Origin of the sequence: Photorhabdus laumondii subsp. laumondii (assembly GCF_003343245.1) — a bacterium.
GTDB classification, from domain to species: domain Bacteria; phylum Pseudomonadota; class Gammaproteobacteria; order Enterobacterales; family Enterobacteriaceae; genus Photorhabdus; species Photorhabdus laumondii.
In genome coordinates this window covers 290,613-310,970 of sequence record NZ_CP024901.1, presented here as the reverse complement: position 1 = coordinate 310,970, position 20,358 = coordinate 290,613, and the positions used below count along the sequence as shown (strand labels likewise).

The 20,358-nt window shown below is 43.6% G+C and carries 19 protein-coding genes and 1 pseudogene; 14 read left to right on the top strand and 6 right to left on the bottom strand.

Annotated features, from left to right (window positions below):
* Positions 1 to 5: 5 nt before the first annotated feature.
* Positions 6 to 920: a glycine--tRNA ligase subunit alpha gene (glyQ, locus tag PluTT01m_RS01500; RefSeq protein ID WP_011144691.1), complete on the bottom strand. Its 915-nt coding sequence runs from the start codon at positions 918 to 920 to the stop codon at positions 6 to 8.
* A 211-nt stretch (positions 921 to 1,131) separates the two neighbouring features.
* On the opposite strand from glyQ, the gene PluTT01m_RS01495 reads away from it, so the two are divergent.
* Both PluTT01m_RS01495 and PluTT01m_RS01490 read left to right on the top strand, forming a co-directional pair.
* Positions 1,132 to 1,689 (top strand): DNA-3-methyladenine glycosylase I, encoded by a 558-nt coding sequence (locus PluTT01m_RS01495; RefSeq protein WP_041379871.1) that lies wholly within the window; start codon positions 1,132 to 1,134, stop codon positions 1,687 to 1,689.
* 205 nt (positions 1,690 to 1,894) lie between these two features.
* Entirely contained in the window at positions 1,895 to 3,148 is a 1,254-nt protein-coding gene (locus PluTT01m_RS01490; protein WP_011144689.1) for a valine--pyruvate transaminase, read from the top strand.
* Positions 3,149 to 3,447: 299 nt separating this feature from the next.
* Here PluTT01m_RS01490 and PluTT01m_RS27825 read toward each other — a convergent pair whose 3' ends face one another.
* Positions 3,448 to 3,579: a hypothetical protein gene (locus PluTT01m_RS27825; RefSeq protein ID WP_255562389.1), complete on the bottom strand. Its 132-nt coding sequence runs from the start codon at positions 3,577 to 3,579 to the stop codon at positions 3,448 to 3,450.
* Between the two features lie 456 nt (positions 3,580 to 4,035).
* Between PluTT01m_RS27825 and PluTT01m_RS01485 the strand changes: the two genes are divergently transcribed.
* The gene (locus PluTT01m_RS01485) at positions 4,036 to 4,356 is read left to right on the top strand and encodes a YceK/YidQ family lipoprotein (RefSeq protein WP_011144687.1); all 321 of its coding nucleotides are present in this window, start codon (positions 4,036 to 4,038) and stop codon (positions 4,354 to 4,356) included.
* A 62-nt stretch (positions 4,357 to 4,418) separates the two neighbouring features.
* Here the strand turns inward: PluTT01m_RS01485 and PluTT01m_RS01480 are convergent, their stop codons facing one another.
* Complete coding sequence (locus tag PluTT01m_RS01480) at positions 4,419 to 5,708, bottom strand: YidR family protein (RefSeq protein WP_011144686.1); 1,290 nt, start codon at positions 5,706 to 5,708, stop codon at positions 4,419 to 4,421.
* A gap of 133 nt (positions 5,709 to 5,841) precedes the next feature.
* On the opposite strand from PluTT01m_RS01480, the gene PluTT01m_RS01475 reads away from it, so the two are divergent.
* Positions 5,842 to 6,459, top strand: a complete 618-nt coding sequence (locus tag PluTT01m_RS01475) for a trimeric intracellular cation channel family protein (protein ID WP_011144685.1) — start codon at positions 5,842 to 5,844, stop codon at positions 6,457 to 6,459.
* Here the strand turns inward: PluTT01m_RS01475 and ligB are convergent.
* Entirely contained in the window at positions 6,453 to 8,396 is a 1,944-nt protein-coding gene (gene ligB, locus PluTT01m_RS01470; protein WP_228956799.1) for an NAD-dependent DNA ligase LigB, read from the bottom strand. The genes PluTT01m_RS01475 and ligB overlap by 7 nt on opposite strands.
* Before the next feature lie 450 nt (positions 8,397 to 8,846).
* On the opposite strand from ligB, the gene PluTT01m_RS01460 reads away from it, so the two are divergent.
* The 8 genes from PluTT01m_RS01460 (at position 8,847) to PluTT01m_RS01415 (ending at position 18,690) form a co-directional block, all read left to right on the top strand.
* Positions 8,847 to 9,302: a ParC-related protein gene (locus PluTT01m_RS01460; RefSeq protein ID WP_011144683.1), complete on the top strand. Its 456-nt coding sequence runs from the start codon at positions 8,847 to 8,849 to the stop codon at positions 9,300 to 9,302.
* Positions 9,299 to 9,616, top strand: coding sequence for a type II toxin-antitoxin system RelE/ParE family toxin (locus PluTT01m_RS01455; protein WP_011144682.1), 318 nt, complete (start codon positions 9,299 to 9,301; stop codon positions 9,614 to 9,616). The genes PluTT01m_RS01460 and PluTT01m_RS01455 overlap by 4 nt, the downstream gene beginning before the upstream one ends.
* Before the next feature lie 302 nt (positions 9,617 to 9,918).
* Positions 9,919 to 10,197, top strand: coding sequence for a helix-turn-helix domain-containing protein (locus PluTT01m_RS01445; RefSeq protein WP_011144681.1), 279 nt, complete (start codon positions 9,919 to 9,921; stop codon positions 10,195 to 10,197).
* Positions 10,198 to 11,189: 992 nt separating this feature from the next.
* A complete protein-coding gene (locus PluTT01m_RS01440; RefSeq protein ID WP_232507893.1) occupies positions 11,190 to 11,849 on the top strand; it encodes a hypothetical protein in 660 nt (219 codons plus the stop codon).
* A gap of 1,207 nt (positions 11,850 to 13,056) precedes the next feature.
* On the top strand, positions 13,057 to 13,941 hold the full coding sequence (locus PluTT01m_RS01435) for a hypothetical protein (RefSeq protein ID WP_232507892.1): 885 nt from the start codon (positions 13,057 to 13,059) through the stop codon (positions 13,939 to 13,941).
* 537 nt (positions 13,942 to 14,478) lie between these two features.
* Positions 14,479 to 15,168 (top strand): hypothetical protein, encoded by a 690-nt coding sequence (locus tag PluTT01m_RS01430; protein WP_011144677.1) that lies wholly within the window; start codon positions 14,479 to 14,481, stop codon positions 15,166 to 15,168.
* A gap of 766 nt (positions 15,169 to 15,934) precedes the next feature.
* Positions 15,935 to 17,158, top strand: a complete 1,224-nt coding sequence (locus tag PluTT01m_RS01420) for an RCC1 domain-containing protein (protein ID WP_011144676.1) — start codon at positions 15,935 to 15,937, stop codon at positions 17,156 to 17,158.
* Positions 17,159 to 17,394: 236 nt separating this feature from the next.
* Positions 17,395 to 18,690, top strand: coding sequence for an RCC1 domain-containing protein (locus PluTT01m_RS01415; RefSeq protein WP_011144675.1), 1,296 nt, complete (start codon positions 17,395 to 17,397; stop codon positions 18,688 to 18,690).
* Between the two features lie 79 nt (positions 18,691 to 18,769).
* Here the strand turns inward: PluTT01m_RS01415 and PluTT01m_RS01410 are convergent.
* Together PluTT01m_RS01410 and PluTT01m_RS26785 are read right to left on the bottom strand one after the other, a co-directional pair.
* Positions 18,770 to 18,931: pseudogene (locus tag PluTT01m_RS01410) on the bottom strand (zinc ribbon domain-containing protein); the annotation flags it as partial.
* A gap of 168 nt (positions 18,932 to 19,099) precedes the next feature.
* On the bottom strand, positions 19,100 to 19,261 hold the full coding sequence (locus tag PluTT01m_RS26785) for a hypothetical protein (protein ID WP_157866889.1): 162 nt from the start codon (positions 19,259 to 19,261) through the stop codon (positions 19,100 to 19,102).
* 129 nt (positions 19,262 to 19,390) lie between these two features.
* Between PluTT01m_RS26785 and gmk the strand changes: the two genes are divergently transcribed.
* Entirely contained in the window at positions 19,391 to 20,014 is a 624-nt protein-coding gene (gmk, locus tag PluTT01m_RS01405) for a guanylate kinase (RefSeq protein WP_011144673.1), read from the top strand.
* Between the two features lie 54 nt (positions 20,015 to 20,068).
* Positions 20,069 to 20,344, top strand: coding sequence for a DNA-directed RNA polymerase subunit omega (rpoZ, locus tag PluTT01m_RS01400; RefSeq protein ID WP_011144672.1), 276 nt, complete (start codon positions 20,069 to 20,071; stop codon positions 20,342 to 20,344).
* Positions 20,345 to 20,358: the final 14 nt, after the last annotated feature.

Sequence of the window (20,358 nt, the reverse complement as noted above, 5' to 3'; positions counted from 1 at the left end):
GCCTCTTAGTTCTGATTCTTGTTACACATAGGGAAGCCTAACGCCTCGCGGGAGGCATAATATGCTTCGGCAACAGCTTTGGTCAGGGTGCGAATACGCAGGATATAACGCTGGCGTTCAGTCACCGAGATAGCTTTACGGGCATCCAGCAAGTTGAATGTATGGCCCGCTTTGAGAATACGTTCATAAGCTGGCAACGGTAGCGGCGTTTCTAATGCCAGCAGGTCCTGAGCCTCTTTTTCATATTGTTCGAAGCAGGTAAACAGGAAATCAACATCTGCATGTTCAAAATTATAAGTGGATTGTTCCACTTCATTTTGATGATAAATATCGCCATAGGTGGTTTTGCCCAGCGGGCCATCACACCAAACCAGATCATAAACACTGTCTACGCCTTGGATATACATTGCCAGACGCTCAAGACCGTAAGTGATTTCACCCGTGACAGGTTTACACTCAAGACCACCTACCTGTTGGAAGTAAGTAAACTGAGTCACTTCCATCCCGTTAAGCCACACTTCCCAACCCAATCCCCAAGCGCCTAACGTTGGGTTTTCCCAGTTATCTTCAACAAAACGGATGTCATGAACCGTCGGGTCTAACCCTAGCGCCTTCAGAGAATCCAGATACAATTCCTGAATATTGTCTGGGGATGGTTTAATAATGACCTGAAACTGATAGTAATGCTGTAAACGGTTAGGGTTTTCACCATAACGGCCATCGGTCGGACGGCGAGAAGGTTGTACATAAGCAGCAGCAATTGGCTCCGGGCCAAGTGCACGCAGGCAAGTTATGGGATGAGAAGTACCCGCGCCAACTTCCATGTCCAGTGGTTGGACAATGGTGCAGCCCTGGCGCGCCCAATAATCCTGTAATGTCAGGATCAGCCCCTGAAAGGTCTTGGTATCAAACTTTTGCATGTTGGATCCGCACGCGATACATATGAATTTGAAAGGAAGTAGGCCAGTATACCCTTTGACTTTAAGATATACAGCACTGAATTCGCTCTTAATTTCGCCTTGAAATAAAAAAATCTCAATTTGGTTATTTTACTTGTATATCTATACAGTTAAGGTACTGTCAATGACCAACCACTCATACTGAAAGTAACGACTATTGGAATTAACACGTATGGAATTAACACGCTGCCATTGGGTTACCTCTGATCCTCAATATCTGGCTTATCACGACAATGAATGGGGGAAACCGCTACAAGATAGCCAAAAGTTGTTTGAAATGATTTGTCTGGAAGGGCAACAATCTGGGCTATCATGGCTGACTATTCTGAAAAAACGCGAAGGCTATCGTAAATGTTTTCATCAGTTTGACCCGGTAAAAATTGCCGTCATGGATGAAAATGATGTGGCACGGCTGATGCTTGATCCCGCTATTGTCCGCAATCGCGCCAAAATTAACGCTATTATCAACAATGCGCGGGCATATCTTAAAATGCAACAACAGGGTGAAGAATTCAGCACCTTTATCTGGCGTTTTGTTGATAACAAACCGATTATTAATCAGTGGAAAACCATCACAGAGGTGCCGATAAAAACAGATCTTTCAGATGAGTTATCACAAGCACTGAAAAAAAGGGGGTTTAAATTTATCGGCAGTACCACTTGCTATGCATTTATGCAGGCAACTGGCTTGGTCAATGACCATATAACTGACTGTTTATGTAGAAAATAAATTCAGTGAATTACAATAGTCTCAAGATTAACACCAATAATAAAACTGGATATTAACCAAACATTTAGCTCTTTATTTTAAATGTTAAATTAAATGCCATATTAAATAATTAATAGTCATAATTTTCCAGATTGCACCTCGATAATACGAAGGGTATGGTGTTATTTCTTCTACTTTAAATAACACACCGACAACGAACACGGCTATGATTTTTTCTCAATTCGGTAACAAGTTTACACAAGACGCAGGTATAACCCGCCTGATGAATGACCTTAATCAAGGGTTGCGGACACCTGGTGCAATTATGCTGGGTGGTGGTAATCCGGCACATATCCCGGAAATGGATGACTATTTTCAGCAATTACTGACAGAGATGGTCGCAAGCGGCCAACTCACGGAAACACTATGCAACTATGATGGCCCTCAGGGTAAAGATACGCTAATTCGAGCATTGGCAGAGATGCTGCGCGAAAAACTTGGCTGGGAAATTGGTACACAAAATATTGCCTTGACCAATGGCAGCCAAAGTGCGTTCTTTTATCTATTTAACCTGCTAGCTGGGCGCGGAGAAGATGGCTCTGTCCGCAAAGTGCTGTTTCCACTAGCACCGGAATATATTGGTTATTCTGACTCAGGGCTGGATGAAGGCTTATTTGTTGCCAATAAACCCAATATTGAATTCTTGCCAGAAGGCCAATTCAAATATCATGTTGATTTTGACCATCTCAATATTACCGAAGATATTGGCCTGATCTGTGTTTCTCGCCCAACCAACCCAACGGGTAACGTTATCACTGATGAAGAGTTACAACGGCTAGATTATCTGGCTCAACAACACCAGATTCCATTACTCATTGATAATGCTTATGGCGTGCCATTCCCGGGTATTATTTTTAGCGAAGCTACACCATTGTGGAACCCTAATACTATTCTGTGCATGAGCCTATCCAAATTAGGGCTGCCCGGTTCACGCTGCGGAATCATTATCGCTAACGATAAAATCATCAATGCCGTCAGTAACATGAATGGTATCATCAGCCTTGCGCCGGGCGGTGTCGGCCCCGCAATGGCATTGGAAATGATCCGTCGCAATGACCTGCTTCGTTTGTCACAGGAAATTATCCGCCCGTTCTATCAACAACGGGTTCAAGACGTGATTCAGATTATCCGTCGTTATCTACCGGCGGAACTTTGCCTTATCCATAAACCAGAAGGTGCCATTTTTTTGTGGCTGTGGTTTAAAAATCTGCCGATAACCACAGAAACGCTTTATCAAAGACTGAAAAAACGTGGTGTGTTAATGGTTCCAGGTCACTATTTCTTCCCCGGATTGGAACAAGACTGGCCGCATGCTCATGAATGCATGCGTATGAATTATGTTCCTGATCCGGAAAGTATTGCCAAAGGGATTGCGATTTTGGCAGAAGAAATTGAGCGGGCACATCAGCAAGCAGCCTGAAATCAATATAGTAATTAAATCAATATAGTAAAAAAGCTCCTGCCCGGAAATGCAGGAGCAAAATGATAACGAGGACTTTACATAATTATTTTCAGAATTTGTAGAATGCTTTGTGCATAAAGAAGAGAAAGAAACACGCCTTGTTTGCCCACTCTCCTTAAGCAGCCTCTATTCAATCAGAAATTTCTAAATCCAATGCCTCGAATAGGCGTGTTTTTGTGCGTTTACTGATGGCTAATGCAAGAGTACATTACGCATTAATGAGACTTGCAGCCGATATGCCAAACTGCTTATTCAGTTTACGAATCATTGGTAGTGTTAGAAGCACCACCAATACCTAATCCAACTTCATATATTTTACAGTTTCCAATCCACAATCCAAATGCAGCCGCTAATGCCAACATACTCACTGTAAGAGCAATATCACTCATAACCCGTTTCCTTTAGCAAAAGTTAAAAAACCGGGAGATTAATTCTGTTTACTTACTGATTCTGTCAGAAATTAAATAGCCATGATGCAGTTAATCACACAAATTATAAGGATTTATCACCCCCCAAAGGAGCACAACACTCACGATAACGATGTGACCGGGGTGAGCAAGTGCCATTAACAAAGAAGCAACTTGAAAGATGACGGGTATAGACTATCCAAATCATCATGATGACGTACATTATTTTTTATTAATTAAAAAACAGAAAAAAATCCTGTTACATAAAAAATTCACGACTTTTTGATATCAGGGCTATGGTCAATGTTGTATAACCTGATTATAGTGATTGATGTCAAAACTCTTCATCAAGAGATTTGGGAAAATAAAAATTACCCAACAAGCTTATGCAAGAGCAAACTATTTCAGCGGCTTAGCCATACGAGATCGATAGAACCAATGAAGAATAATAAATTAATTCTATTTTGCGTCACATTAGGATGGTTGTTAATTAGCGGGTGCACCAGCATCATGACACATTCAGGGCCTAGCCGCGGTTATTATCCCGGAGCTAAAGCTAACATTGAAATGTTAAAAGACAAAGATACGGGTTGGGTAATGAAACCATTACTCGCGATTGATCTGCCTTTTTCTGCGCTATTAGATACTCTCTTATTACCTTATGACTATATAAAATCTGACGAAGATCAATCAACAAGTTCACCAAAAGAGCGAATTGAAAAAATAGAAAAAGCACAGCGTCAAACCAAAACCAATTAATTGATAATCCGTTCCGGTTTATTTATTGCCACCAGCGGAGAGTGAACTGACGGCAAATATATTTATTTCAATCCGGTTTCCACCAGGAAAATTTGCATATAACCATCGACTTCACGCATAAATGCAATATGATGACTATCCGGTGAAATCACCACCGCATCCGCAGCAGGCGCTTTTTCTGTACGCTTTGTCAAACGTTGCATCTGACCATTTTGTACATCGCACAGCATCACACTGTTATCACAAATAAAAGCAACAAACTGACCGCTATTTTCCCAACTAAAAGCAGATTGAATGCCACAGTAACTCTGAGTTATTTGACGGAGCTCGCCACCATTTGGCGATATTGTCCACAATTGCACAATACCATTATCATCTTTCATTAGAAAACCAATCTGTTCACCATTCGGTGAAACACGCAACCAGTGACGCGGGTTATTCACGACTCCCGGCCAGCGTTTGTGGCTGGTCAATGTCAAACGACGCTGCATTACACTGGCAGGCGGCGCAGGTAACGTTGTTTCCGTACCTTGCAGCGGTTTTTCCCCTGCTATCGCATAATCAGCATCCTGTTCAGGTAAATCAACGATATAGACTTCCGGTACTTTTTCCCCTGTTGCAGAAATAGTATCGCCAATAAATGCCAATGCCCAACGCTGCCAATTACCATCCGCTTTACGATATCCTGCTTGACCTACCCAACACTCTTCATAGGCGCGGTTAATATCATCACTGCCCGGCTCCGGCCGGAAAGTAGTAGTACTAACCACAACGGAGAAATAGCTACCATCATATTCACGGGGATGGTGCTTAGGTGGTTCAACTGGTTTGAGGGGCACAGCCACGGCGATATTGCGCAAATCCAGCGCTGGATCAAGCTTATGCATAACATGGTCGTTATAAGTAAAACTTAGACGGCTACCATCCGGGCTGAATACATGAACGTGACTGCCTCCGCGCAACGCTCCCGGGGTATAAGGGGCAGTAATATCCATTGCATCCAGCGTAACCGCTTTTCCCGAAGAATCCTCACTGACAATGACGCCCCGACGGTGATGAAAGTCATAGTGCCATTGCTCATCTGGGCATTCTGGCCCATGAATAAACGCATATCGGACAGGTTCTGTTGGGCTGACTGTCACCACGCCAACATGAGCGCCCTCCTTTGCCTGATAGATAATTTCTGTTTTTCCACTCTGCACATGAATTTTTTCTATCGTTAAACCAGTAAAAGAAGCACCGTTGGGACGAACATCATAAGCTAACCATTGGCTGTCTGGTGTCCAGACATTAATATTAGTAAGCTGGTGGCTACGGTTATCTAACGTGATTTGCCGTTCCTGAAAGGCCATTTTATTATCCTTGCATCAGGTTTTTTCGGATAAATAATATTAATCCGAAATGGATGGAACTAAAAAATTTCAGTCGAGACTTTACCACTTCGACATTACTCTTACTTTTTTATGCTACGTACATTTCATTTCTATGTTACTAAGTGTTCTTTATATCATCGGTATTACTGCTGAAGCGATGACCGGGGCTTTAGCTGCGGGCCGCCGTAAAATGGATATGTTCGGCGTGATTATTATTGCTTCCGTAACTGCGATTGGCGGTGGCTCCGTTCGAGATATACTACTAGGGCATTATCCCCTCGGTTGGGTTAAGCATCCTGAATATATCGTCACCGTTGCCTGTGCCGCCGTAATCACCACTTGGGTTGCGCCGATGATGAAACATTTGCGCCGCCTGTTTCTGATCCTTGATGCCATTGGCTTGATTGTCTTCTCCATTCTTGGCGCACAGATTGCGCTGGAGATGAACCATGGCCCTATCATTGCTTCCATTGCGGCGGTTATTACCGGTGTTTTCGGTGGTGTGTTACGCGATATGTTGTGTAACACCATTCCGTTGGTTTTCCAGAAAGAGATCTATGCGGGTGTCTCCTTTACCGCCGCTTGGTTATATATTGGCTTACAGCACACGCCGTTACCGCAAAACGGCATTGTTCTGATTACCCTGATCGCCGGTCTGACAGCAAGATTGGTTGCTATTCGCTACCGTCTTGGATTACCGGTCTTTAATTACGAACACTCCGATCACTGAGCCATATCAGCGGGGTTAACTACGACCCCGTTTTCCCGGTCAAAACCCGTTATCCCTGCCACTGACAGTTTCTCTGCAATCGCTTTAATCTGCGCGTCACTGACAAAATCAGACAACTTTTTCAACTGCCCGACAGTAAGCTGTTGTTTTAATTGTGCCGCGGCTAATTTCTGCTCCAGTTGCTGCCAGTGATAAACATTATCAGACAGCTTATCCATATAAGGCACTCCAATCCCTTTCATCCAGTAGGAAAAAGGCTGATTTTTTGCCTTGCTGAATTGCGAATAAATAGCCTGTGCCCGTTTATCTCCGATTCCTGGTAAGGCCGCAATTTGTTGAGCTGAAAGCGCTAACCAACCGGTTAAATCAGTGACTAACTTCCGTTCGGTCAACATTGCCCAACTACCGCTACTGACACCTGTCATTTGCAGATTTTCACCAAGCCATTTCAATCGTGCATTAAATTGTTGTTCACAACCCACCGTTAACGTCAAACAACTTAGTGCATGATAATGCTGCTTATCCGGTGGCTGAATATCCTGACGCTCTTTGATCCGCCATACCACCTGAGCTAATTTCGGGATACCATGGCCTGCCAATGTCAGCGTCACCCGATCCCCCGGTAATACATCCAACTGCCGCCAACGACGAACAGAACCAATATTGACTCTGCTTATCTGCCGATCATCCAGTTTCACTTTATCCAGCCCAAGAACCACTGAGATTTTGCCCGTTCTGCCAATAGTAAAATTAACTTCCCTGACTTGTGTAACCTGATGGCGTAAAGGGTGTTTCCATGCCACAGCCCAACTGTTAGATCCAGACCGCCACTGGTTTCCTTTAGGTTCAATTTCCTGTTTCAGCACGATACCGTCTGTAGCAAAAAGCATGGGTTGTTCAAAATAGTGCATCCGCAGTTTCTGCACCTGCTCTGGTTCCTCTATTTTATGACTGTAGCGAAGCGCCAATGGAAACCCCATATCTGCCAGTTTGCGCAATTTACTTTCCATCTCCGCAGGGCCATCCGGCCAGCTCCAGATAAACAAACCTATTTGTTTTAATTCTGACGAATGGTCCTTACGCATCATCAAACCCGCAACCCGATTACGAGCGCCATCACTCCCCAATAATTGCTGTCTATGCTCCTCTTTATGCAGAAAGAGTTCTCCTTGCAATACCAAATCAGGTGGAGCATTTTCTATATTCTGCGGAATATCGGGAATATATCGGCTTTTTGCTGTCCAATTTACCCCTTCGGCACCATTGCCCCGGCTGATTAATGAAACAAGTTTCCCGTTCTGATAAACCAATGTTACCGCTACACCATCAATCTTTGGCTGTAACCAGACAGGTAATCTACCGTGCAACCATCGGTTAATTTCCTGCTTGTCTTTCAGTTTACTTAATCCGGTATGAGCAACCGGATGAACAAGCTTATTATCGGGAAAAACTTCCACAGGAAAATCTGAATGGGGTGCTTGTTTCAGACAGAATTGCCAATGAGTCAGCTCCGACATTAATTGATCATAAACCTCATCATCGATCTCGCTGATCCCTTTCTGACGATAGAGCTGATCCCAGTGCGCCATCTGTTGCATCAAGCTGTTAGTTTCACGTTGTAATTTGTCCTGCGACCATTCGGGGCAATTCTTTTCTGTATTCGAAACAAAAATTTCAGCCGCAACTATCGGTGAACTGAAAACAATGAACAGAATTAATATCAATAAATTAAGCATCCGTTGCTCCTTGGCTATCCATGCATAACAACAAAATAGAGGATAAAGAGATGCTGTCCAAGGCAGAGATAATAACTTTGCGAAGCGCTTCGAAGAATAACTGCCTGAAATCCCAAGGTAGCGGGCTTTTTCATACACTACACAAAGCAGATATTTATGGTGAAAGCCTGATGTATTTAATATTTGATTCAGGGCTGCCATCAACGATTCCCGCCCCAGAGGTTCTCATCGAAGACAGAGGTTTAATAACCGATAAACTTATCACATACGATAAGTTCAAGGGTCGATATTAAATATGCCACCCAAAATTCAGGCTCGTATCCTAAAAAGGATCTCAGACCGCTGACAAACCTCATTGAAAATAATGGGGTCTGTTCTTTTCATAATGAATCCTAATACAACCCATTTTCCTCATTGACCCGATTCAATCGCCCGTCAGGGGGTTAGACACTGTATTTGCATTTTCTGCAACCCGCGAAAATGGGCGAGAGCATAAAAAACTGTGGGGCATTTATGTGGCAAGGAAAACTGCCTATTTTCCGTTCAGTTATTGGGTGATAAATAATAAATCGCTTTGCAATTTACTATAATTTGCTCTATAAATTACAGTAGTCTACATTGTGAAATATTCAGAAATTGCGAGGTGACAACATGGCTGAAACTATCGACCACGGCACCCTATCACATCTAGTGGAGGCCGGAGCCGTTAAAGGAGCGCACATCGTAGGCCAGCCAGGTGGCTGGGCCGTGATGGTACGCTATGGAATGCACGAGCGACCACTGGCCGCACAGCGCAGCCGCAATGTGCGGCTATTCCGCAAGTTCGAAACGCTGGTTTCCTACCTTAAAAAAATTGGCATTGCCCGCTTCGACGTGGATTCATCAAACTACGCCCCCGCTCCCCCCAATACCTCAACGCGCAGGCCAGATCGTGCCGAAGCGCTCAAGCGTACCCACGAGGCTGCTGCATATGATGCGTGGTTTCGTGAGCAGGTGCAGCAAGCCATAGATGAACCCGGACCGGGTATCCCTCACACTGATGTCAAGGCCAAATTTGCCGCCAAACGTGAAGCCTTGCGTAAACGCATTGTACAGGGTCGCGCATGAAAATCATTTGGCGAAAGATCGCGGAAGCAGATCGAGAACGTATCTTTGATTACATCGCACAAAACAACCCCAGCGCCGCGCTTGAGCTTGACGCAGACTTTGATGCTAAAATCGAACTCGCTGCGCAGCGGCCTAAACTGTACCGCCCCGGCCGTGTGCACGGTACCCGTGAAATCGTCGTGCGGCCTAATTATGTGATTGTCTATCGCATCAAGGATGAAAGTGGTACGGTAGTTGTGCTGCGCGTGCTCCATGCGGCCCAGCAATGGCCCCTGGCCAAGTCAAGCGAGAGCGTTTCTGGTGGGAAAGTCTGAGGAAGAGTAGCACTTGAAGAAGATGTGACGATTAATGCTTTCGTGAATCAAGCGCTAGAAAATGAAGTCAGTAAACATCATGTAGGGCCTTAATAGCCCCATCGGATTAATGACAAAAGTGCTAACCATCAGGGGCCGGTCTTTGATCTAATAGAGGTACTGGAAAATCGATACCTCGATATACTAAAAACCCCCACACGACAACAATATGATTGACATCAACAGAACCCCACTTTTTAAATGGGGTTCGTCAGCAATCTGGATCTTGGTCTCGCTTATAAACGAATGAAAGAGGTTATAAAATGAGCAACTTAAAATCCCTAAAATCCAAAGCATTAGCTAACTCAGATGTAAAAGCTGAGTATGATGCGCTAGAGACAGAATTCGAGCTAATTAATACTTTATTACGCATGCGGCATGCTGCTGGTCTAACGCAAAACCAAGTTGCACAGCGTATGGGAACAAAAGAGGCGAATATTTACAGGCTTGAAAAAGGAAACGGAAACCCAACACTTAAGACACTATTGAACTACGCCAGAGCTTGCAATTGTGAATTACATTTTGGCTTCAAAACAACTTAATCCAAACGATATAGAAAAGTACCTTCGGGTGTGCTTCATCAGCTTACGTTCGCCTTTACCGATGAGGATCGTCTCAACAGCACAAATGAGCATCAATTTGCTCGCTCCATTAGGTTTTGCAATGATTATCAGTTAGCCTGGGAGAAACCTCGCCATTCGAACTAAAGCACACGGTGAATACGATTAGTTAATCTATTAAGTATTAATTTATTATTGTGAACCATTAACCAAGGCTGAGCCATAATACCTCGGTTCAGCCTGTTGAGTATTCACTTTAAATCTCATCACAGCCGCTCTCTGTTATTACTAACATTAACTTTCAAATAAAGATTAAAAGGCAATGACTTTACGAAATAGTTTGGGACGTAAATCCTAAAAACCCAAAAATAACTGACATTTTCATAAACAGGCTAGAGCGGATATTACAACAAACCCCTAGTGATTTTTCTTCCTTGCTTTACAGTTAATACTTAGCATATTAAGTTACATATTTACGTATTAATAAGAGTAGCCATAAAGATGTACATCCCCCCTAAATTCTGTATCTCAAGTCTCATAATTTCAACCCTTACCACTTATAGATAAAAAAATAATCTGAAATCAACTACCAAAAAATTAATTTAGCATTAATCTGAAGTTATCAGCCGATAACTATTTCCTATTATCTTTTTTTAAAAATAATTGCTAATCTTATTTATGTCTTCGTAGCAATAGAAATTCAGCTTAACCCGCAAGGGATAGGTTTTATGGCATAGGTTCCCTGTAGGTAAAGGTAAATCCGATATAACCTTAAGTTAGGAGAGTAATATGAATCAAGACGATTTCTCCTCAAACATGAGTTCCAGCAATACTCTTACATGAACGAAACCGTGTAATAACAACCTGCACGGGTGACCCGATGCAGAGAATAATCATCTGAAAAAGGAGGGCCCTTAAAAGGCCAATACAATCTGGCCGGGACAGGGTTATCACAAAGAATGAAAATTTTTAATATGGCAACCGGGGAGCTATCCCCATCAGAGTATTATCAACCTAATCCTGCTGCACCCTCTTGGAACCCAACGTGGGCAGTCAAAGCTCTCGGGCAACCGGTGATAAATGGGAAAGACAACAGGGGTAAGCCAATTCGTTACCCAGAATCACGTACCAGTCCCTTATTGAATGTCTTTCCGCCAGTAAAAAATCGTAATTTTCCAAAGCCGAGAGTAGACGATATGACGCTGGAACAAGGCAGGTTCTGGATAAATGCACAAAACAGCATCTTCAAGGTCCCACGTGTGGTCACAGGCACGTATATCTGTCAGATGGTTGCCAAACGTAAAGATAAATCTCCAGGGAAAGCCACAGTGACCCTCTATACGGATGCTAACGTTGTAAATTATATACTCTACAGGTTCAAGGGAGACAAAAACGTTATGGAATCTAGCGTGAACGACCTGATTTACACAGCAAACTGCCGAGGGACCGGATTTTCATGGGAGCGTAAACCCGAAGAGAAATTTGAATTGGAAAGTAAGTGGGAAAACGCGGCACTGACAATTAAAATGCAAGACACTTGCGATTGGATTTATGATGTTGCTTTCTGGACGCCACCAAGCAACAATCCAAATGGTCAGTTTAAAGACCCAGCCATCCTGAGACCTAATAGCTAACCTGGAGAAGCCAGATCCCTGTAATAACCCAGATAACCTATCCGGAATGAGAAGGCCGGTAGCAGCAATAAATAAAAATCTTTAACAGAACAACCGGGGAGTAATCCCCGGTTGAGCACTCAATGAATACAGTTGACATCCTCCCCGCCACAAAGAGGGTGTCGCAAAAGCTCATGTTATCCATTAAAATCTGCGCTCTTCCTTTAGGCGCAGATCTTTTATGACCTTATTCACTCGAAAACTGGAACCGTCTGCTTACACTAAACGTCATAGCGTATAACTTATCAAGGGCCGTTGCCCTGATATTATGGGCTATTTTTAGCTTGTCTGGGTTGTCAGTTCCAATAACAGGCAATAAATCTCTGTGGGTTTATTGTCAATGCTGGCCTTTTGCGACACCCTCTAATTTGAAATATTAGCTTACCTGCCCTCTGTTATTACCAAATTAAGTTACTCGTTCACGTAATAATAGTCATAAAGATGTATATCCCCGCTAAATCCCTCTGCCTAAATCTCATTATTACCACTCTTGTGATCTATCTGTGGAAAATAATCTAAAAACCACTACCAACAATCAGGTGTAGCATTAACCTAAGGTTATCAGCCGATAACTTTTTTCTATTAGATTTTTACTTAAATAATGTCTAATATTATTCATGTCAGTAAAAATTCAGTTTAACCCGCAAGGGACAAGTCTTATGGCATAGGTTCCCCTGTGGGTAAAAGGTAAATCCAATATATACCCTATGGATTTCAAGATGCATCGCTATTCTGCACGCTACCCTCTGAGTTTTTGGGATACAAATAGCCAAGGTTACATTGGCCGAGATGGTTTTCCATTCCGGTTTCAACTCAATAAATAATAGTCATATTGAATTATCTCATGTGTATCAGCCAGCAATAGCTGATAAATCTAGCGGCAATAGTAATAGCAGAAAATGGCAGGCAAATATACCTAAAGGCTCGGAAAGCAACATAAAGTAATGCGGACAGTCAGTGCAAAGTGGTATTTGACTTGGGTTTCCTCCGATCAAGAGGAAGTGAATAAGAGCCGGAGTCCAGAGGCTAATTGAACAAAACCTGTCATTAAGACAGATAACCTGTAGTGACGACCTGCACGGGTACCCGATGCAGAAAATAATAACCGGAAAAAGGGGAATCTCTGAAAGGCCGATGTCATTTGGCCGGGACGGGATTACAGCAATAAATGAAAATTTCTCACGTAACAACTGGGGAACTATCCCCATCTGAATATCCCATGAATGCGGGTAACACATTCATCAACAGAATGAAGCAGGATATTGGCCGGATAACGGCACATTACCGCCAGTGGCCGGTATGGATGATGTGCGTGTCTGTAGGGGCGCTCTTTTCCACCTCGGTATTTGCCGCTGCTACACCCAATTGGAACCCAAGCTGGGCAATCAAAGCTCTCGGGAATCCGGTGATAAATGGGCAAGACAACAACGGTAAGCCAATTCGTTACCCAGAAGAGGGTACCAGTACCTTATTGAATGTCTTTCCGACAGTAAGAAATCATAATTTTCCAAAACCGATAGGAAAAGAGATGATGCTAAAAGACGGCATGTTCTGGGTTAGAGCACAATACAGAATCTTCAAGGTGCCACATGTGGTTACAGGTAAGTATACCTGTAAGATGGTTGCCAAACGTAAAGATAGATCTCCAGGGGAAGCCACAGTGACCCTCTATACGGATGCTATCGTTGTCAATCCAGACATCTACTGGTTCAAGGGAGACAAAAACGTTATGGAATCTAACGTGAACGACCTGACTTACACAGTAAACTGCCTAGGGACCGGATTTTCATGGGAGCGTAAACCCGAAGAGAAATTTGAATTGGAAAGTAAGTGGGAAAACGGGGTACCGTCAATTGAAATGCAAGACACCTGCAATTGGATTCATAATGTTGCTTTCTGGACACCACCAGACAACAATCCGAATAATAGGTTTAAAGACCCAGCCATCCAGAAACCTACTAGTACGGGCAGTGCTAACCTAGCGAAGCCAGATCCCTGTGATAACCCAGATAATATATCCGGGGTGAGAAAGGCAGATAGCCGCAATAAATAAAAATCGTTAATAGAACAACCGGGGAGTAATCCCCGGTTGAGCACTCGAAGTACATTGGAAATAGATAACCCGTTTCCATAACGGTCAGTTTTTACGTAAACCATTTAAATATTACCATTCGAATATTAATTCCTCCAGACCTGCCTCACTCACGCTTAACCCTATTATTTATTTACTCGTTCGCGTTACTCTTTCAATACTTTCATTCGTATGACATCTCAATGTATGTGATATTTTCTTTACCGGAATACATCCACCAAATTATCAACCAATCACTTTTTTCTACTATCTTTCTATGCAAATAACAGGTAATGTTATTCAGTGACAATATAAATCCGGTTTAACTCACAAGAGTAGGTTTTACCTTATCGGTAGAAATACCGCCAGTAAAAACTGACGGCAGTAAGAGCTAAAATCCAATGAGGTAACGTGTAGTGACAGCTTGCACGGGTACCCGGATACAGAAAATAATAATCGGAAAAAGGAGAATCTCTGAAAGGTCGATATAATTTAACCGGGAGGGGATTACAGCAATAAATGAAAACTTCTAAAGAATATTATGTTCATACGTATACACAACCTAGTCGACCTCAAATCACGAGTAACCCTCAAATCATAGACTGGGTTCCAGAGAAAGCCATTTTAGCTCTCGGAACCCCGAAGATATATGGAAAAGAGAATAACGATAAATTGGTTCGTTATCCAGAAAGTGGGACAAGTACCTTAGTCTTTCCTAAAGGTGATCCACATTTCGATTTTCCAGGGACACGTTTACCTGATACCGCAGTGTTAAAAGATATGATGTTCTGGATTAAAACGAAAAACCGAATCTTCATTGTTCCACATGTTGTTACAGGAAAGTACACTTGTGAGATAATAGCCTCCCGCAAAGATGGCCAGCCAGGAAAGGCCACCATAACACTTTATACGGATGCAATCGTTGAAAATAATGAGCCCCAATGGTTCAAAGGGGACAGTAACGTAATGGAGTCTAAGCTACTCGATCTGTGTTACGAAGTATCTTGCGAAGGAACGGGTTTTTCATGGCAGCGAAAACCTGAAGAGCAAGTTCAATTCGAAAATAACTGGGAAAATGGGGTGCCGTTAATTATAATGCAAGACAGCCAAGATATGCAAAATGTGATCTATAGCCTTGTGCTCTGGTCTGCACCCGTTGATTTAAATCCCAATTTTAAAGATCCTGCCATTCTTTTACCCAATGAATAAAATAATAACCAGCAGAAACTAAGAGCCTATCTCAATAGGCGTAATTGTTGCAGACAGTTTGAACACGGACAGCGCGGAAAAACCGGAGCGTACACGTAGTACGTGAGGATTTTGAGCACTGCCCAGGTTCGCTCTTTATGGCAAAGAAGGGCAAATAAAATAGCTCTATTGGGATAGGCAGTAAGAGTAAAGGTCATTTATCTGGAATGAAGCGATAGCAACACAATGAAAATCTTTAACCAGACAACCGGGGAACAATCCCCGGTTGAATATCCAATGAATACGGATAATATACTGAGTTATCATTCACCTTGTTTTTTATCAATCTGAAATATCACAATATTCAATTCAAGTTATTATACTGATTTTCCAATAAAAATTAAAAAAGCGATAACTTCTCACTTCAAATGAGAAGTAAATAACCAATTACTGTAACTGTTAATATTTACACTAACCATTTAATATCATGACGTCGGGTTTAACTCTTCTGAGTCACATCATTCACGTTCAATCACATTATCCGCTTACCTTTTCATGTTATCCTTTCAATACTTTCATTCGTATAACACCTCAATTTATGTGATATTTTCTTTACTGGAATACATCCACAAAATTATAAACTGATCGTGTTTTTCTATTATCTTTTTATTCAAATAACAGGTAATGTTACCCCGTGGCAATATAAATCTAGCTTAACTCGCGATAAACCGATTTTATCTTATAGGTAAAAGCAAACCCAATATTAACCTTATTTAGGAGAGCCAATATGAACCAAAATGACCATCTCTCATCAAACATGGCTACCGGTGATCGTTTTATCCAGCAAAACCTAAAATCAGGCAGAGAAAGTAACTCTGGTGGCAATACCTCCATCGTCTCTATTGAATTGGCAGACGATTCGTTTCCGCAAAATAACATTTCTATTAAATTGAAAACCGCCATGTTATTGCAAAATGGCAGAGTGATCACTTGGGGAAAAAAACGGTTTGATACACAGGAAGCCCCGCCACCAATTGCCGAATTTGCCGAATTGCAAGGTATCGTCAGCCTAAGCGCAACACACTCTGCATTTGCAGCCTTGCAAGCAGATGGCAGCGTGTCTATCTGGGGTCCATTAATCAATGGCCTACTCCCCTTAGAATCAGTGGATAAGATGAAGAATATTGTCAGTGTGAGTGCAATTCCAATAAGAGATGTTTTCACGGGCCTACGGGCGGACGGCAGCATAGCCTCTTGGGGAGCAGTGGATTTTTTAAACACGGCTCTGCCAAGAATGTGTGGATTATCGCTACACAATATCATCAGCCTAAGCGCAACAGAGCAATCTTTTGCCGCCTTACGGGCAGATGGCAGCGTCGTCTCCTGGGGATTGGATTTTTTGCCAACCCCACCCGAAATTGCCGCATTAAAGGATATTGTCAGCCTAAGTTCAACAAATAATACTTTCGTGGCCTTACGAGCGAACGGCAGCGTTGTCTCTTGGGGTGTGGAAATTATCCCGCCAGAAATCGCCAAATTACAAGATATCGTTAGCATAACTACCAATTATAATTATGCCGCCGCCCTACGGGCAGACCACAGCGTCGTTTCCTGGTGGGGAATAGTGGTTCCACCCGAAATTGCCGCATTAAAGGATATTGTCAGTTTAAGTGCCACACCGTATGCCTTTGCCGCCTTGCGAGCCGACCGCAGTGTGGTTGCCTGGGGAGATATAGACATTGGCGGAACATTACCACTTAAGATTGCTCAACTGAACGATATCGTCAGCCTGAGTGCAGCAGATTGTGCTTTCGCAGCTCTGCGGGCAGATGGCAGCGTCGTTGCCTGGGGACAACCAAGTCGCGGTGGTTATGTGCCACCGGAAATTGCCAAGTTGAAGGATATCGTTAGCCTGAGCGCATCAAACTCTGCATTTGCAGCCTTGCGAGCAGATGGCCGCAGGGCAGGTTGGGGAGGAGGAGATACCAAAGCACATGGTGAATACGATTAATCAGTAAATGTGTTTTTTAGCAGGAGAGACGCTGGCCTGAAAATTGAGTTAATCCTCATAATCTCTTCACCTGTTATGAACGGGTTAACACACTGCGTTGACCGCCAGCAAATCAAATACCGCAATACAGGTGCTTACACCCTTTAAGCAGAAACCCAGTTTGACGGGGAAGAAATAGGTTTTGCGGCGCAGAATTCCTACAAATAAATCCGATACAGCCTTATCAGGAGAGCAATATGAATCAACATAACGAGTTCTCATTCAGCACAGAGACCAAAGACACTTTTATCAAACAACGATCTGGAAGCAAAGCTATCAGCTATGATAGCAATGGCGTCATAGACTCTAATAACTCTGGAACCGCCATATTATTACAAAATGGTCATATCGTTGCCTGGGGGGATGCGCGCTACGGTGGAGAACTCCCACCTGAGATTGCTCAACTGAACGATATTGTCAGTTTAAGTGCAACATATGCTGCTTTCGCCGCCCTGCGAGCCGACCGCAGCGTCGTTGCTTGGGGGAGTGCGGGCTACGGTGGCAAAATCCCACCTGAAATTGCTGAACTGAACGATATTGTCAGTTTAAGTTCAACATATGCTGCTTTCGCCGCCTTGCGAGCCGACCGTAGCGTCGTTACTTGGGGGAGTGCGGGCTACGGTGGCGAACTCCCACCTGATATTACTCAACTGAACGATATTGTCAGTTTAAGTTCAGCATATGCTGCTTTCGCCGCCTTGCGAGCCGACCGTAGCGTCGTTACTTGGGGGGATGCGGACTACGGTGGCGAACTCCCACCTGATATTACTCAACTGAACAATATTGTCAGTTTAAGTTCAGCATATAATAGTTTCGTCGCCTTTCGAGCCGACCGCAGCATTATTACTTGGACCAGTAGTCATAGTTATGTCCCATCAAGAACCGCTCAGCTGAATGATATTGTCAGTTTAAGTATAAATGATAATGCTTTTGCTGCCCTACGGGCAAACCGCAGCGTTGTTGCCTGGGGAGGGGGTTATAGCAATTATGTCCCATCAGATATTGCTCAGCTGAATGATATTGTCAGTTTAAGTACAAATGATGATGCTTTCGCTGCCCTACGGGCAAACCGCAGCGTTGTTGTTTGGGGAAGGAGTGATAGGAATGATGTCCCATCAGAAATTGCTCGGCTGAATGATATTGTCAGCCTAAGTTCGACAAATTCTGCTTTCTCGGCCTTACGGGCAAACCGTAGTGTCGTTGCTTGGGGAGATCTAGATAATGGTGGCATACTCCCACTCGATGTTGCTCAACTGAACGATATCGTCGGCCTGAGTGCAACAAATTCTGCTTTCGCGGCCCTGCGGGCGGACCGTAGTGTCGTTGCCTGGGGGAAGCCAAGTACCGGGGGGTTTGTTCCACCCGAAATCGCTAAATTGCAGGATATTGTCAGCGTAGACTCATCGGGGAGCGCCTTTACGGCTTTGCGAACAAATGGCAAACGAGTTGGCTGGGGAGGCGGGGATATTAAAGCACATGGTGAATACGATTAATTGCCGATTAAGCCATACTCTTTCATTGTAACCCGGTGACTGCTCCCCGCCGTAAAAAAACAGCGAGGCTTCCCACTTCTCAGGCCGCAACCGTCTTTATGACGGATTTACGCTGGCCTCCGTGGGCAGAAACGACAAGTCCCGCCGCCTGTAATGCTGTTATGCCCTTGCGCTGGATGTTGATCGCCGCATTGATATCGCGGTTATGTTCGACTCGACAGAAAGGGCATTGCCAGATCCGCCCGCTCATGGACTGCCGCCAGACGTAATCGGGCCTTGCCGCGGTTAGCACTGCCCTTTTAAGACAGTAAAAACGCTCAAAATAACGCGCTTTTTCATCTCAATGCGTCGGATATTATAGTGCTTCTTAACAATTAAAACTCCTTGAGAAATTAGCCATCGGCGGAACTCACTGTATTTCATCCATGCCTCCTTTTCGACCAAGCGATGGTGACACATAAAACAGCAAATACACCATTTTTGTTTCATTCAACAACAGTTGTGATAATACATAGAGCAAAATTTTAACTAAAGAAGTCAACCCTTGGCGATACAAAATATCCATTGGCAATTTTTCCCCTAAGAAAATTTCGGCGGAAATGCATCGGCAACGCGACATGTGTGAATGGGTACGTGTATACTGTTATAAGAATTTTATTCTGCTTTATTTAATTATTATCCAATCAACCAAGATACCACCATGATCCAAGGCACGTTATATATTGTCTCTGCGCCAAGCGGAGCGGGTAAATCAAGCCTGATTCAGGCTTTGTTAAAGACTCAACCTCTGTATGATACTCAGGTTTCTGTTTCCCATACCACACGTGCAATGCGTCCCGGTGAGAATCAGGGTGAACACTATTTTTTTATCACCGAAGAAGCCTTTCGCCAGATGATCGATAATAATGAATTTCTGGAACACGCCCGTGTTTTTGATAATTATTACGGTACATCCCGGAAAGTGATTGAAGAAACGCTTGCCAGTGGGGTTGATGTTTTTCTTGATATCGATTGGCAAGGAGCGCAGCAGATCCGCAAAAAAATGCCCTCTGCCCGCAGCATTTTTATCCTGCCGCCGTCAAAAGAAGAGCTCTGTCGCCGTCTGCGCGGTCGAGGGCAGGATAGTGAAGATATTATTGAAAAACGCATGGATCAAGCCGTTGCAGAAATGGTTCACTATAACGAGTATGATTATTTAATCGTTAATGATGATTTCAATACTGCATTGGCCGATCTGCACACCATCATCCGTTCAGAACGCCTGCATCGGGAGCGCCAGGCACAACGGCATGATGCTTTAATCAGCAAATTATTGGCAGACTGAACCAAGTTTCAGTATGATGCCCAGTCATTTCTTTACCTGTGGAGTCGCACACATATGGCACGCGTAACTGTTCAAGACGCTGTAGAAAAAATTGGTAACCGTTTTGACCTGGTGTTGGTCGCCGCTCGTCGAGCACGTCAACTGCAAACAGGTGGTAAAGATCCTCTGGTTGCTGAAGAGAACGATAAAGTCACGGTTATCGCTCTGCGTGAAGTGGAAGAGGGCCTGATCAACGGTAAAATTCTGGACGTACGTGAGCGCCAGGAACAACAAGAGCAGGAAGCCGCAGAAATGCAGGCGGTTTCCGCTATCGCGGAAAGTCGTCGTTAATCTACGGTAGGTCT